This window comes from Rhodopseudomonas infernalis (assembly GCF_022271405.1).
GTDB classification, from domain to species: Bacteria; Pseudomonadota; Alphaproteobacteria; order Rhizobiales; family Xanthobacteraceae; genus Rhodopseudomonas; species Rhodopseudomonas infernalis.
The window spans coordinates 15,969-30,092 of sequence record NZ_JAJNAL010000051.1; the positions used below are offsets into that span (position 1 = coordinate 15,969).

Annotated in this window: 14 protein-coding genes, 1 tRNA gene and 1 pseudogene; 11 read left to right on the plus strand and 5 right to left on the minus strand. The window is 65.8% G+C overall.

Annotated features, from left to right (window positions below; genetic code table 11):
• Positions 1-6: 6 nt before the first annotated feature.
• Together LPW26_RS22995 and LPW26_RS23000 are read right to left on the minus strand one after the other, a co-directional pair.
• Entirely contained in the window at positions 7-1,092 is a 1,086-nt protein-coding gene (locus LPW26_RS22995) for a hypothetical protein (protein WP_238738044.1), read from the minus strand.
• A gap of 250 nt (positions 1,093-1,342) precedes the next feature.
• Entirely contained in the window at positions 1,343-2,128 is a 786-nt protein-coding gene (locus tag LPW26_RS23000; protein ID WP_238738045.1) for a cobalamin B12-binding domain-containing protein, read from the minus strand.
• 866 nt (positions 2,129-2,994) lie between these two features.
• Here LPW26_RS23000 and LPW26_RS23005 point away from each other — a divergent pair.
• Positions 2,995-3,777, plus strand: a complete 783-nt coding sequence (locus LPW26_RS23005; protein WP_238738046.1) for a HAMP domain-containing protein — start codon at positions 2,995-2,997, stop codon at positions 3,775-3,777.
• 119 nt (positions 3,778-3,896) lie between these two features.
• Here the strand turns inward: LPW26_RS23005 and LPW26_RS23010 are convergent, their stop codons facing one another.
• Entirely contained in the window at positions 3,897-4,655 is a 759-nt protein-coding gene (locus LPW26_RS23010) for a sulfite exporter TauE/SafE family protein (protein WP_238738047.1), read from the minus strand.
• A gap of 82 nt (positions 4,656-4,737) precedes the next feature.
• Here LPW26_RS23010 and LPW26_RS23015 point away from each other — a divergent pair, with 82 nt between their 5' ends.
• A complete protein-coding gene (locus LPW26_RS23015) occupies positions 4,738-5,706 on the plus strand; it encodes a LysR family transcriptional regulator (RefSeq protein ID WP_238738048.1) in 969 nt (322 codons plus the stop codon).
• Between the two features lie 86 nt (positions 5,707-5,792).
• On the opposite strand, the gene LPW26_RS23020 is transcribed toward LPW26_RS23015, so the two are convergent.
• Positions 5,793-5,867: transfer RNA gene (locus tag LPW26_RS23020), tRNA-Gly, on the minus strand.
• A 386-nt stretch (positions 5,868-6,253) separates the two neighbouring features.
• Here LPW26_RS23020 and trxA point away from each other — a divergent pair.
• The 3 genes from trxA (at position 6,254) to LPW26_RS23035 (ending at position 8,176) form a co-directional block, all read left to right on the plus strand.
• Positions 6,254-7,174 (plus strand): thioredoxin, encoded by a 921-nt coding sequence (trxA, locus tag LPW26_RS23025; RefSeq protein WP_238738049.1) that lies wholly within the window; start codon positions 6,254-6,256, stop codon positions 7,172-7,174.
• Between the two features lie 25 nt (positions 7,175-7,199).
• Positions 7,200-7,874, plus strand: coding sequence for an LON peptidase substrate-binding domain-containing protein (locus LPW26_RS23030; protein WP_238738050.1), 675 nt, complete (start codon positions 7,200-7,202; stop codon positions 7,872-7,874).
• A 104-nt stretch (positions 7,875-7,978) separates the two neighbouring features.
• Complete coding sequence (locus tag LPW26_RS23035) at positions 7,979-8,176, plus strand: Trm112 family protein (protein ID WP_238738051.1); 198 nt, start codon at positions 7,979-7,981, stop codon at positions 8,174-8,176.
• Between the two features lie 175 nt (positions 8,177-8,351).
• Here LPW26_RS23035 and LPW26_RS23040 read toward each other — a convergent pair whose 3' ends face one another.
• Complete coding sequence (locus LPW26_RS23040; protein WP_263859035.1) at positions 8,352-9,665, minus strand: ubiquinone biosynthesis hydroxylase; 1,314 nt, start codon at positions 9,663-9,665, stop codon at positions 8,352-8,354.
• An 80-nt stretch (positions 9,666-9,745) separates the two neighbouring features.
• On the opposite strand from LPW26_RS23040, the gene tesB reads away from it, so the two are divergent.
• The 6 genes and pseudogenes from tesB (at position 9,746) to LPW26_RS23065 (ending at position 14,052) form a co-directional block, all read left to right on the plus strand.
• Positions 9,746-10,621 (plus strand): acyl-CoA thioesterase II, encoded by an 876-nt coding sequence (gene tesB / locus LPW26_RS23045; RefSeq protein WP_238738053.1) that lies wholly within the window; start codon positions 9,746-9,748, stop codon positions 10,619-10,621.
• A 199-nt stretch (positions 10,622-10,820) separates the two neighbouring features.
• Positions 10,821-11,159 carry a P-II family nitrogen regulator gene (locus tag LPW26_RS23050; RefSeq protein WP_054160871.1) on the plus strand — a complete coding sequence of 113 codons (339 nt, stop codon included), beginning with the start codon at positions 10,821-10,823 and terminating at the stop codon, positions 11,157-11,159.
• A gap of 114 nt (positions 11,160-11,273) precedes the next feature.
• Positions 11,274-11,698 (plus strand): annotated as a pseudogene (locus tag LPW26_RS25415) (hypothetical protein); the annotation flags it as partial.
• 53 nt (positions 11,699-11,751) lie between these two features.
• Entirely contained in the window at positions 11,752-11,961 is a 210-nt protein-coding gene (locus tag LPW26_RS25420) for a hypothetical protein (RefSeq protein WP_406678154.1), read from the plus strand.
• Between the two features lie 269 nt (positions 11,962-12,230).
• Positions 12,231-12,569 (plus strand): P-II family nitrogen regulator, encoded by a 339-nt coding sequence (locus tag LPW26_RS23060; protein ID WP_238738054.1) that lies wholly within the window; start codon positions 12,231-12,233, stop codon positions 12,567-12,569.
• Positions 12,570-12,609: 40 nt separating this feature from the next.
• Entirely contained in the window at positions 12,610-14,052 is a 1,443-nt protein-coding gene (locus tag LPW26_RS23065) for an ammonium transporter (RefSeq protein WP_238738055.1), read from the plus strand.
• Positions 14,053-14,124: the final 72 nt, after the last annotated feature.

The following is a 14,124-nucleotide window of genomic DNA, read 5'->3' on the forward strand; positions in this document are numbered from 1 at the left end:
GCGGGATTAGCGCGGCAGTTCGGTGAAGCTCACCACCACGGCTGTTCGGCGGCCCTGCGTCACAGCGCCATCGCGGTGGATGCCGGCCGGGTCGAACAGCACCGCATTGCTGTGCGGGGTGGTGACGGCGACCTGTTCGTTCTGGATCGCCGCGGTGAAATTGCCGTCGGCGACCAGATCGGCGCCGAACGTCGCCTTGCGCTGCAGGCCCGCGGGCAGCGCGTAGAACGTCTCGCGCCATGCCTGCAAGGTCGACGACAGACCGGCGAGATCGTTGGCGCGGCGGATCAATCCGTCGCCCAGGCGTTTCGCCGCGAGGTTGCTGCCCGCCACATAGGTCAGCGGCCCGTTGGCCGACCCGACTTCGCCGAGATAAATCACCAGCTTCAGCACGTTGCTGCCGGGCTCGACCTTGAAGCCGTCGCACGGCGACATCTCGACGCTGACATCCGCGAACGGGCTCGGCGCCGGCACGCTCGAGGCCTCGGCGATCTCGGCCACGATCCGGCCGACCCCGACCGGGCGTTTGAGATAGGCGCTGGCGGCTTCGGTCAGGCCGAGATCGGCGACGGTCTGGTTGAACCAGCGATACAGATCCGGCGCGGCGGCGGCATCGACCCCGATCCGGCCGCGCTCGGGATCGCCCGCGAGACCGCCGCGCTGCTCCAGCGCGCTCAGTTGCGGTGCCAGCTGGGTGCGGATCCGGGCGATCGCGTCGGTGCCCAGCGTAACCGGCACGAAGCCGTCGGCCTGCAGCGGGGTGAAAACCGCGGCGCCGCGTTCGGTCTTCGGCGCATAAGCGCGGCCGGCGGTGAACCGCGACAGCCGCTGCAGCAGGATCAGGCGCAGATAAGTCGGCAGATGGCGCAACAGCGCCACGATCGGTTTGCCGCTGGCCGCCGGGCGCGGCAGGTGTTCGATATCGATGGCACGCTGTGCGGTGGCGAGCAGGAAGCCGTAGCCGAAGTAACCGAGCGCCTTCAATCTCGCGCCGAGCATCGGCATCGACATCACGCGGCCATAGGCCGGATGGGCGTCGTAGTCGATCGTCGGCAGGTGATCGAACGGATAGGACTTACCTTCGGATTGCATGACCCGCCCCTCCAGAGACACAGCAAATGCGATAGACACCAAATGCGGACTATGGGCGGCAGCTCCGAGTCGCGCGAGATAGCAATACGGCGATGTTGGATGTAGCGGCGGCGTCCGATGGTTGCGGTCGGCGTCGCTGTGTCGGAAGTCGTGATGGCCGCAGTGGCGCGATGTCGCGGCATCAGCCGCACGCGCAACGCCGCAGCCCGCGTTCCGAGACGGCGCCTGTCAGGACTTCGCTAAGCGACGATCAGATCCAGGCGAAGTTGGCCGCCGGCCGCGCGGTGCGATTGAGCAGCGAGCGCATCAGGCAGCGCTCGATCTGAACGGACGACACCGTGGCGGCGTCGGCGCCCACCACCGCGCAAGCGTCGGCGCGTTCGGAGAAGATGCGTCCGCTGGTGACGATAGCGAGGGCGGGATTGCGCGAGGCGCGGCGAATTTTCCGGATCGTCTCGGCGACGCGCGGCAGCCAATGGCCGCGCCGCAGCGCCGGGCTCAGCGACAGGTTGACGGCATCGAACCAGCCGTTCGCGACCAAATCGGCCAGCGCGGCATCTGTGTCCGGGAATTCACTGACAGTGTTCCAACCGGCTTGGCGCAGCAGCTCGGAATGCAGCGCCGCACAGAACGAATGCGGCTCGCCGGGCTGCGACACGATCAGCACGGTCCGCGGCTGCGAGCGAGTCAGCGGCGCCGACAGCAGGTCGAAGCTGATCCGGCGCATCGCGGTCTGCAGATGGCACAGGCCGATCGTCACCTCGAATTCGCTGCAGGCGTCGTCGCTCCACAGGTCGCCGAGCTTGCGGGCGGTCGGCTCGAACAGGCCGGTGAACAGCGCGGTCGGCGAAGCCGCGCGCGTCAGCGCCTGATCGATCAGGTCGAACGCGTCGGCGAGATTGGGAGCAATCAGCAGCCGCGCCAAGTCTTCGGCGCGGGCTTCGGCCGGGTCCTTCGCCGGGCGCGCGCGCTCCGGCGCGGCGACGTGCTTGACGAGAAGATGCGGGATGACCGTCGAGACAATGCTTTCTGGCACGGCGCTTTCTGGATGCACGGCACGCACTCGATCTGGTTGCCCTCGGACCACGATGAACGGGAGAACTGTCTGAACCAGCGAGCCTGCCGAGGGGAAGCAGATCGGGTTTGCGTGCGTGGGCGCTGGGGCTCGTAGCAAACCCGACAGCGCCATTGCCACTTTCGGAAGGAGCCCCGGAATCGGCAAAGCGTCTTTGCTCTGGATCAAAACGGGCGGCGGCCGCTGGCGGGGACATTCAGTCAGTCAGTCGCAGGACCTTCGTGCGACCTCAGCGGCGATGGTAACTAGGTAATCTGAATCCGCGCGCGGAGCATGATACCATTGCGAGCGATGGCGCGACCCGTTTGCTTGTCGTGAAGCTAGGCGAATCAAGATTCCGAGTATTCAATCCGACCGATCGCAACTCGCTTGCAGTGTCGCCCAAGTTTGGCGACGGAACGTCGCAGTCGCGGCCGATCAGGATCCGATTAGCACCGAAAAGGTAAGTCGCTGCAGTTAGTTCGGAAAGACTGAAGCCCGATTGCTCGTTTGTTCTGAATCAATCGATCTAGTTAGCAACCACGTATATTTACAGTTGTGCGAATCAGCGCAACACTGAATCGATGAGTCGATCAAGCTGAGCAACTTCCGAGTTTAAACAAAAGGTTAGACCGGTTTTTGACTCTCTGATGATTCGCGATTCTACGAACGAGTGCCTGATTACCAGCGCTCGTTCATCGTTCCGGCGTGGTGCGTATTGGCGAGACCGGACAAGACCGACTCCGCCGCAATTAGAGGTTTCGTAACCCTAATCAGTAATGCGTTGATCACGCTGTTCACCTTAGGGGGCAAGCCGCCCCTAATTGAAGAAAGCTGGAGATAAAACGATGCAGTTCGACCTCGCAAACCGAAACCTCGCACAGAAAATCTCGATCCTGGTGCTGGGCATTACCTTCTTCGTGGCGCTCGCGATCGGCGGCGTCGGCGAGATGATCCTGCACAAAGTGGGCACCGAGCAGGCCAAGCAGTCGGCCAGCGTCGCCTCGCTGGATCGGCTGATCGGCCAAAAGGGAGCCATGCTGTCGCCTGTCCGGGCGGCTGACGGCAGTATCGTCGGCATGCTGGTGATGCAGCAGGACGCCGGACCGGTGGTGATGCCGGCCTCTTACGAAGGCCAGGGCCTCGTGGTGCAGGCTGCCGAGACCGTCGCGGCTCCGGCTGCGGATTATGCGCTGAGCGCCGCCCACACCATGCTGTTGCTCGCCGGGATCGTCGTCTTCGCGGTGGTCGGCCTGGTCGGCACCCGGATTTCGCGCGGCCTGCTCGCCCCGCTGGGCGAACTCGAGAAGGACGTCGCCCAGCTCGCCAGCGGCGACACCAACATCCGCATCCATGCGCTGAGCCGCTCGGATGAAATCGGCCGCATCGCCCGTTCGATCGCCAAGATCCAGGAATCGCTGATCGAGCTTGCCAGGCTGAAGACCCAAAAGGTGGTCGGCGGCGCCAATTCGATGCTGGAGAATCTCAAGGAGATGTGGGGCGACCTGAAGTCTGCGGCGCGCAACGCCCGCGAGATGCTGTTTACCGATGGCAAGACGGTCGGGGAGGTGCTGTCGCGGTCCTGGAGCGAGTGGCTGCATAACGGCCTCGGCGTTCCGAAACGCGCCTGACGGTTCGGTCTCGCCTGATGCGGTGAGGCCGCAGATTCCGAGACGATGACACCAGGGCCCGCGGCATCGCCGCGGGCCCTGGTCTTTTTGGGCTGGCGCCTCTCTTTGGGCTGGCGCCGTCAGTGATAGCCGCGGATAAAGAAGGTGATGGTCATGGCCAGCGCGAACAGCACGGTCGCGACCCGGACCACAGCCGACGGCAACCACTTGCCGAGCACGGCGCCGGCATAACCGCCGAAGATCGCTCCCGCCGCCACCAGTGCGGTTTGCGGCCAATGCACGATCCCGGAGATCGCAAAGCACAGCACCGCGATCGTATTGGCGGCGCTCACCAACAGGGTGCGGGCCGGGTTCAGCGCTTTGACGTCAGAGCCGTCGAGCAGATTCCACGCCGCCATCATCATCAGCCCGACCGCGCCGCCGAAATAGCCGCCATAGACGCCGAGCAGAAACTGGGTCGTCAGCAGCGTGGCGGGTCCGGCGCGAAACCGCGCCCGCAGCGCCGGCCCGATCTGCCGGCCAAACGCCAGCGCCAGCGTTGCGATCAGCAGCAGCCATGGCAGCACCCGGTCGAACAGCAGCCCGGGCGTGCTCAGCAGCAGCAGTGCGCCGACCAAACCGCCCGCCAGCGTGGCCGCCAGCATCGGGCGCAGTCCCAAGCCGGCGATCTCGGTAAGGCCGCCCCGATACACCCAGGCGCTGGCCAGCCCGCCGGGGTAAAGCGCGATCGTGCTCGAAGCATTCGCCGCCACCGAAGGCACGCCGGCGCCGATCAGGGCCGGCAACGTGACGAAGCTGCCGCCGCCGGCCATCGCGTTCATGGCGCCGGCGAGCACGCCGGCACCGAGCAAACTCAAAGACGTGAGATCAGCCACCATGGCCCCTCTTGCCCGCGGCCGGGAGCCCTCACAATCTGGAAGATCCGGGGCTAGGCTTCGTCTGATCCGAAGGGTGACCACCATGCGGTTCGATCTGACAGATTTGCGCCTGTTCGTGGCCGTTGCCGAAGCCGGCAGCATTTCGCGCGGCGCCGGCATCGCCCATATGGCGCTGGCATCGGCGAGCGAACGGATCAGCGGCATGGAGCGCATGCTCGGTGTGCCCCTGTTGGAGCGTGGACGCCGCGGTGTCACGCCGACTGGCGCGGGCCGAACATTGCTGCAGCATGCCCGGGCGGTGACGGCGCAGGTCGAGCAGATGCGCGGCGAACTGCGGGCGTTCTCGGAAGGCCTCAGGGGCGCGGTCCGGATGCTGTCGAACACCGCGGGGCTGGTGGACATCGTGCCGGCGGCACTCCAGACGTTCCTGGCCCTGCACCCCGCGGTCGATGTCGATCTCGAAGAGCGGACCAGTGCCGAGATCGTGCTCGCCGTCGCCGAAGGACGCGCCGAATTCGGTGTGGTCGCAGGCAGCAGCGATCCCGGTCCGTTGCAGGTCCGGCCGCTCGGCACAGACCGGCTGGTGGTGATCGCGGCCGCGACGCATCCGCTGGCCCCGCGTGCTTCTGTCGATTTCGCCGAGCTGCTCGGCGAAGCGTTTGTCGGGCTTTCGAGTGGCGCGCTGCACGACCATCTGGCGGCGCAGGCCGCGCGCTATGGTCGGCGTCTTGCCAGCAGGGTGCGGCTTCGCAGCTTCGAGGCGATCGCACGGCTGGTCGAAGCCGGCGTCGGGCTGGCGATCCTGCCGGAGGCAGCCGCGGCGCCTCATCTCGGCAACGGGCTGGTGGCGATTCGGCTCAATGATGCCTGGGCGTCGCGGCGCCTGCTGGTCTGCGCGATCGATTTCGACGCACTCACCACCCATGCCCGCGCGCTCGTCGCCGAACTCGAGCGCCAGGCAAGCGCCGGCGAACATTCGACGCCGGAGGTCGCGGCCAGGCAACGCGATGTCCCGCCACGAGACGGCTTACAAGGAGACGATGCGGGATGAAGGATCGGCCCGAGGCCGACTGCAGCTTCGCGTGCGAAGCATTTTGGTTCGAAGCAATCAGGTTCGAACGAGGTGGCGGCTGATTCTGGAGCGGGCGAAGGGATTCGAACCCTCGACCCCAACCTTGGCAAGGTTGTGCTCTACCCCTGAGCTACACCCGCATCCGAGAAACAGCGATAGGCTTGCGCCGCGCGCCGTGCGCAGTCCTATGCCAAATGCTTGCGGCGAATGCAACAGCCTATGGAGGCTTCGGGCTGCCCCTTTTGAAGGAAAGATGAAATGCCCGGCATCGCCAAGGCCGGGCATCCGCAATCAGCCGCAGCGATGTCCTCTCTGAAACGCCCGGGTCGGTTCCGGTTGAAATTGAAGCCTCGCGCGCCATTTACAGGGCGTGCTACAGCGTCCGAAATGCGGAACCAGCTGCCACGGCGGAGCACGCAGACGACATCGGGGGCCCGCACGTTCCGGCGCGGCGGGATCCCGTTTGAACGCTACTCTTAAACGCCACACTTAAACGCCACTCTTGCGGACATCAGGCGAGGATCACGTGACAATCATCGAGCAGGGCAGCGGCGATGCCCCCCAGGCGGGCCCCGATCTGATCAAGGACACCACGACGCAGAGCTTCGTCCGCGACGTGATCGAAGAGTCCAAGCGCCAGCCGGTGCTGATCGACTTCTGGGCGCCATGGTGCGGCCCGTGCCGTCAGCTCACCCCGATCCTTGAAAAGGCGGTCCGCACAGCGGGCGGCAAGGTCAAGATGGTCAAGATGAACATCGACGAGCATCCGGCGATCCCGGGGCAGATGGGCATCCAGTCGATTCCTGCGGTGATCGCCTTCGTCGACGGTCGTCCGGCCGACGGCTTCATGGGCGCGGTGCCGGAGAGCCAGGTCAATGCCTTCATCGAGAAACTGACCGCCGGCATGCCGGGCGGCGGCCCGGCCACTGCCGAACTGCTGCAGGAAGCCGACGCCGTGCTGGCCGAAGGAGATGTCTCGACCGCCGCCGCGATCTACGGCGAGGTACTGCAGACCGATCCGGCCAATGTCGAAGCGCTGACCGGCGTTGCGCGCTGCTACATGCAGGCCGGCGAGATCGATAAGGCCAAGCAGATGCTCGAGCATGTGCCCGAGAAGCGCCGCGAGGAGGCCGCCGTGAAGGCCGTGCAGGCCATGATCGACCTCGCCGAACAGGCCGAGCAGGTCGGGCCGATCGCCGAGCTCGAACAGAAGGTCGCGGCCGATCCGCTCGATCATCAGGCCCGGTTCGATCTCGCGACCGCGCTGAACGCCGCCGGGAAGCGCGACGAGGCGACCACGCATCTGCTCGAGATCGTCCGCCGCGACCGCAAGTGGAACGATGACGGCGCGCGTAAGCAATTGGTGCAGTTCTTCGAGGCCTGGGGCGCTACCGACGACGCCACCGTCGAGGGCCGCAAGCGGCTCTCCATCATCCTGTTTTCGTAGTCGAGTTTAGCAGCGGGCACTTTCGATGCCGATCAATGCCGACTATCGCGGTCCTGCGGATCTTCCCGAAGTCATCCCGGTCTTTCCGCTGCCGGGCGCGCTGCTGCTGCCGCGCGGCCAGATGCCGCTCAATATCTTCGAACCGCGCTATCTGGCGATGATCGACGACTCATTGCGCGACGGGCACCGGCTGATCGGCATGATCCAGCCCGACGCCACGCATTCGACCCACGAGGACAAGCCGGCACTTTTTCAGGTCGGCTGCGTCGGACGCATCACCCAACTCGCCGAATCCGGCGACGGCCGCTACGTTCTCGAACTCACCGGCGTGTCCCGATTCAAGGTCGTCGAGGAGCTCGTGGTGAAGACGCCGTACCGGCAGTGCCGGGTCGATTACTTCCCGTTCGTCGACGATTTCACCGCCCGCAAGGGCGAGGAGGAGGTCGACCGCGAGGCGCTGTTGTCGGTGCTGACCGACTTCCTCAAGGCCAACAATCTCAAGGTCGACTGGGACGGGGTCGAAAGCGCCCCGAACGAGGCGCTGGTCAACGCGCTGGCGATGATGTCGCCCTATGGCGGGCCGGAGAAGCAGGCGATGCTGGAAGCACCCGACCTGAAGACCCGCGCCGAGATCCTGATCGCCGTCACCGAGATGGACCTCGCCAAGAAGCGCACCAGCGGCGATCCGCCGTTGCAGTAAGCGACGACGCGTTACGGCGCGATTTGCGCGGCGCCATTGACGCGCACGCGCCTTGTCGGTTCAGTCTTCCCGGTTCTTCGACACTCTCAATTGGTTCGCCCATCATGACGACATCCGCCGAGCGCCCCGAGACATCCGTCGACAGCAAGCTGCTCGAAATTCTGGTGTGCCCGATCACCAAGGGCCGGCTGGAATTCGACCCGGCCCGCCAGGAATTGATCTCGCGCGGCGCCAGGCTCGCCTACCCGATCCGCGACGGCATCCCGATCATGCTGCCGGAAGAAGCGCGCAAGCTGGGGTGAGTTCACTGGCGATTTAAACCGCGACGTCGGCCCCATCCTCAACCGTCATCCCCCGCGCATGCGGGGGACCCAGTACGCCGTGTCGCGGCGGTTGAACACGAGCGCTCTGGGATACTGGGCCACCCGCTTTCGCGGGTGGTGACATCGGTGTGGGAGGCGAAGTCGTCGCCGCTACTTAAAGCGCCTCGCCCTTCAGCAGCCGTGGCGTTTCGCCGGACAGGCCGGCGGCCTGGCGGATGAAAGCGCCTTTGAGAGGGGGCAGCCGGTCGACCAATCCCAAACCAATGTCGCGGACGCTGCGCAGCAGCGGTGATTTGTTCGAGAACAGCAGATTGAGCCCGTTGGTCGCCACCCCCATCGCCATGGTGTCGAACCGCCGCCAGCGCTGATAGCGCTCCAGCACGTCGGCCTGGCCTGGATCGATGCCGAGCCGCGCCGCGTCGACCACCACTTCGGCCAGCGCCGCCACGTCGCGCAGGCCCATATTGAGACCCTGGCCGGCGATCGGGTGGATCACATGGGCGGCGTCGCCGATCAGCGCCAGCCGCGGCCCGATGAACGATTGCGCCACGAAATAGCCGAGCGGGAACGCCTTCGGGGCGTCGAGCGGTTTGACGTCGCCGAGCCGCAGCCCGAAGCGCTTCTCCAGCTCGGCCTGGAAGGCGGCCGGCGGCAGTGCGACGATATCGGCCGCGACGCGCCGGGTCTCGGTCCACACCAGCGACGAGCGCTTGCCGGTGAGCGGCAGGATCGCGAACGGGCCGGCCGGCAGGAAGTGCTCCTCGGCGCAGCCATCATGGTCGCGCTCGTGCTCGACCATCACGACGATGCCGGACTGATCGTAATCCCAGCCATACGTCGCGATGCCGGCGCGCTCGCGTAGCCGCGATTTGGCGCCGTCCGCCGCGACCAACAGGCTCGCCTCGATGGTGCTGCCGTCGCCGAAGCTGACCGTGGTGGCGGCCTCGCTGGTTCGATAGGACGTAATCGGGGTGGCGCGCAGCTCGACACCCTCGGCCTCGGCGCGTTTGGCGAGCGCCTCGACCAGATATTTGTTCTCGACCATATGGGCGAACGGCTCGCCCGGCTGCACCTCGCCCGCGAAGGTGAGGAACACCGGCCGGGTGGCGTCCTTGAGCGCGCTGTCGGTGACGATCATGTCGATGATCGGCTGTGCGGTCGGCGCCACCTCGTCCCAGACGCCGAGCGCCTCGAACAGCCGGCGGCAGGCCGCCACGATGGCGGTGGCGCGCGGATCGCGCGACGGCCGCATCGCCAGCGCCGGATCGGCGACGATCACCGGCACGTCGGGGCCGAGCCCCTGACGCAGCGCCAGCGCCAACGCCAGACCGGCGAATGCGCCTCCTCCGATGACAATGCTTCGCGGTGCCGTCATTTTTCTCACTCGTCGACCAGAGTTCGTGGGCCCAGCGTTCCGGCGGCAAGAGTTCTTGCGCCATCGCTGCAGCTGGGCGAAACAGGCAGGCATAACCGTGCGCTGCCCGCCCGGTTCTACCAGACCTCGACGACGGTGGGAAATTGCCGGCCGTCCGCTTCCGGGAGCCCACGGTGTCCAAGAGCCTGATCGACCTGATCTCGATTCTCGATCTCGAGCCGCTCGAGGTGAACCTGTTTCGCGGTGTCAGCCCGCAGACCAGCTGGCAGCGGGTGTTCGGCGGCCAGGTGATCGGCCAGGCGATGGTCGCCGGTTGTCGCACCGTCGAGAACCGGCTGCCGCATTCGCTGCATTGCTATTTCATCCTGCCGGGCGACCCGGCGGTACCGATCATCTATCAGGTCGAGCGGCTGCGCGACGGCAAGAGCTACACCACGCGCCGCGTCACCGCGATCCAGCATGGCCAGGCGATCTTCTCGCTGATGATGTCGTTCCACGACGACGAGGAAACCGAGTTCGATCACCAGGACAAGATGCCCGACGTGCCGCCGCCGGAGGCTCTGTCGGGTGAGGAGATCTCCAAGCAGCCGTTCTTCAAGGAGATGCCGGACTTCATCAAGCGCTATTACGAAAGCGACCGGCCGATCGAACTGCGCCCGGTCGAGCTGTCGCGCTATTTCGGCAAGAAGATCGACGACGGCCGCATCCATGTCTGGATCCGCACCGCCGCGAAACTCCCGGACGATCCGGCGTTGCATATGTGCGCGCTGGCCTATGCGTCGGACTTCTCGCTGCTCGACGCCGTGATGGCACGCTACGGCCGCACCCTGTTCGACAAGCGGATGATGCCGGCGAGCCTCGATCACGCGATGTGGTTTCACCGCCCATTCCGCGCCGACGAATGGCTGCTCTACGCGCAGGATTCGCCTTCCGCCCAGGGCGGCCGCGGCCTGACCCGCGGCCAGATCTTCAAGCCCGATGGCACCCTGGTGGCCTCCGTGGTCCAGGAAGGCTCGGTCCGGCAGCGGCGCGAGCCGCCGAAGGGGTAGCTTCAATCGGGCGCTCCCCGAATGCAGACCTCATCCTGAGGAGCGGCCGCAGATGAGACTATGGCCGCGGGCAGCCGACCTTTTGGGCATAGTCCCGGCTTATTTTCTGCGCGCGCTGCCGCTAAAGCCGGCATATAGAGAAGCAAAGGTACCGCGCGGAGTGGTGCCATAGCGTTTGCGAGAAGACTGGGGCCATCGCATGAAACTCGTCGTCGCCATCATCAAACCGTTCAAGCTCGACGAGGTGCGCCAGGCGCTGACCGAGATCGGGGTGCACGGCATGACCGTGACCGAGGTCAAGGGCTACGGCCGGCAGCGCGGCCATACCGAAATCTATCGCGGCGCCGAATATATCGTGAATTTCCTGCCGAAGCTGCGGATCGAGATCGCGGTCGACAGCGCGCTGGCCGACAAGGCCGTCGAGGTCATCACCCGCGGCGCCCGCACCGGCCAGATCGGCGACGGCAAGATCTTCGTCACGCCGATCGACCACGCGCTGCGGATCCGCACCGGCGAAACTGACGCCGACGCACTCTGACCGACGCCGCGCGGCCAAATTAACGACGGCGCGGGGGCGCCGCGACAGTCCGACGGGGCAGCCATCATGATCGGTTCGACGCGCCGCGCGGCAAACGCCGCTGGCGGGATTTGACTGGCGACTCTCGGGGCCGGGGCGGCCGGCTGGATCGCGCCGCCGGCCTGGGCGCAAGACACCGCCGCGTCAGCGATCAGCGCCGCCGATACCGCCTGGATGACGGTCGCCACCGCCTTCGTGCTGATGATGACGATCCCAGGCCTGGCGCTGTTCTACTCCGGCATGGTGCGCAAGAAGAACGTGCTGGCCACGATGGCGCAGAGCCTCGCCGCTGTGGCGATGATCTCGCTGCTGTGGGTGGCGTTCGGCTATTCGCTGACCTGCGTGGGCGGCGGCGCCCTGATCGGCTCGTTGTGCCGCTGGCGCACTGGATCTGGGGCGGCGGCTTGCTGGCCGGCTGGGACGTGCTGGATTTTGCCGGCGGCCTCGTGGTGCATCTGTCGGCCGGTACCGGCGGCCTGACCGGGACGTTGCTGGGCGGATTTTTCGCCACCGCCGCGATCGGCGGCGTCGCTGGCGCGTTCGGGGGAACTGGATGCAGCCACTGATTCAGGTCGCCGGTATTTTGGTAACGTTCGTCTGGGCGGCGCTCGCGACGTTTGTGCTGCTGAAGTTGGTCGGGCTGTTCGTGACGCTGCGGGTCTCGCGAGCACGAAATCGAGGGTCTCGATATTTCGCAGCATGGCGAGGCGCTTCAATAGCCAATTGCCGCATTATGTTACCGGGCACACTGCCCGCCGCCTGAGCATGATTGTGTCGAGAGGCTGTCATGCTCAGCTTTTGATCAGAAATGCCCATAGATTGGGCGCGACTGAATGGCGCAGCCGGTGTCACAGTGCGGCAGGCGGCAAATGCTCCGTTTTTGTAAACGATTTCAATGACTGAGCAGTCTGGCACGGCATTTGATTCTAGGGGGTGTGGCTGTGCCCGCGTAGTGATGTTCTCCGCGTGGGGATTTTCAGTCGAGATCGAGCCCGAGGCCGCGTTGGCCGGGCCCTAGCGGGGATAAGACCCATGAAAATTGTTATGGCGATCATTAAGCCATTCAAACTGGAAGAAGTCCGTGACGCCCTCACTGCCATTGGCGTGCACGGCCTGACGGTGACCGAAGTCAAAGGCTATGGCCGTCAGAAGGGCCACACGGAAATCTACCGCGGCGCCGAATATGCGGTGAGCTTCCTGCCCAAAATCAAGATCGAGGTCGCGATCGCCACCGAGCAGGTCGAGAAGACCATCGAGGCGATCACCGGCGCCGCCAAGACCGGCCAGATCGGCGACGGCAAGATCTTCGTCCTCGGCCTCGACCATGCAGTGCGCATCCGCACCGGCGAAGCCGACGCAGCGGCCCTCTGATTTTGCGCTCACCCAACTTCCTTCATTCAGGAGACTACAAATGACGTTCAAGCGTCCCTATGGCGCGGGATTGGCAGTCCTCGCCGCCGGCATGTTCGCCGCGACTGCCGCCTACGCCGAGCCGACGGTCAACAAGGGCGACAACGCCTGGATGCTGACCTCGACGGTCCTCGTTCTGCTGATGACCATCCCGGGCCTCGCGCTGTTCTACGGCGGCCTGGTCCGCTCCAAGAACATGCTCTCGGTGCTGGCGCAGGTGTTCTACACCGTGTGCATCGCCTGCATCATCTGGGCGGTTTACGGCTACAGCCTCGCCTTCACCGGCGGCTCTGATTTCATCGGCGGCTTCTCCAAGGCGTTCCTCGCCGGCGTCACCACCGACTCGAAGGCAGCGACCTTCTCGGTCGACGCCAACATCTCGGAGCTGGTTTACATCTGCTTCCAGATGACGTTCTGCGCCATCACCCCGGCACTGATCGTCGGCGCCTTCGCCGAGCGCACCCGGTTCAGCGCGATCGCGCTGTTCATGCCGCTGTGGATCACCCTGATCTACCTGCCGATGGCCCACATGGTCTGGTACTGGCCGGGCCCGGACGCGATCACCGACGCCGTCAAGGCGCTCGCTGCCGCGACCGATGACGCCGCCAAGGCGGCCGCGCAGGCCAAGCTCGACGAAATCAACGCCGACGCCGGCTTCCTGTTCAAGAAGGGCGCGCTGGACTTCGCGGGCGGCACCGTGGTGCACATCAACGCCGGCATCGCCGGCCTGGTCGGCGCCCTGCTGGTCGGTCGTCGCACCGGCTACGGCAAGGAGCTGATGGCTCCGCACTCGCTGACCATGACGATGATCGGCGCTTCGCTGCTCTGGGTCGGCTGGTTCGGCTTCAACGCCGGCTCCAACCTCGAAGCCTCCGGCGGCGCCGCGCTCGCCATGCTCAACACCTTCGTCGCGACAGCGGCGGCGGCGCTGGCCTGGATGTTCGCGGAGTGGATCTTCAAGGGTCACCCCTCGCTGCTCGGCGCGCTGTCGGGTGCGGTCGCGGGTCTTGTCGCCGTCACCCCGGCGGCCGGCTTCGCGGGTCCGATGGGGGCGATCGTGCTCGGCCTCGTGGTCGGCGTGGTCTGCCTGTTCTTCTGCACCGTGATCAAGAACGCGCTGGGCTATGACGACTCGCTCGACGTGTTCGGCGTCCACGCCGTCGGCGGCATCGTCGGCGCGCTCGGCACCGGCATCCTGGTGAACCCGGCGCTCGGTGGCAGCGGCGTGTTCGACTACACCACCGGCAAGATCGGCGACTACGATTTCGTCACCCAGATGATCTCGCAGTGCTGGGGCGTCGGCACCACCATCCTGCTGTCCGGCATCGGCTCGGCGATCCTCTACAAGGTCGTCGACGTCATCGTCGGCCTGCGTGCGCCGGTCGAAGTCGAGCGCGAAGGTCTCGACCTCGTCGAGCACACCGAGCGCGCCTACAACATGTAAGTCCAAACGGCGCGGCCACGTCCCCCAGGCCCCGCCGCCGAGCGACGGTTAAGGCAGATAACCGGCAATGTC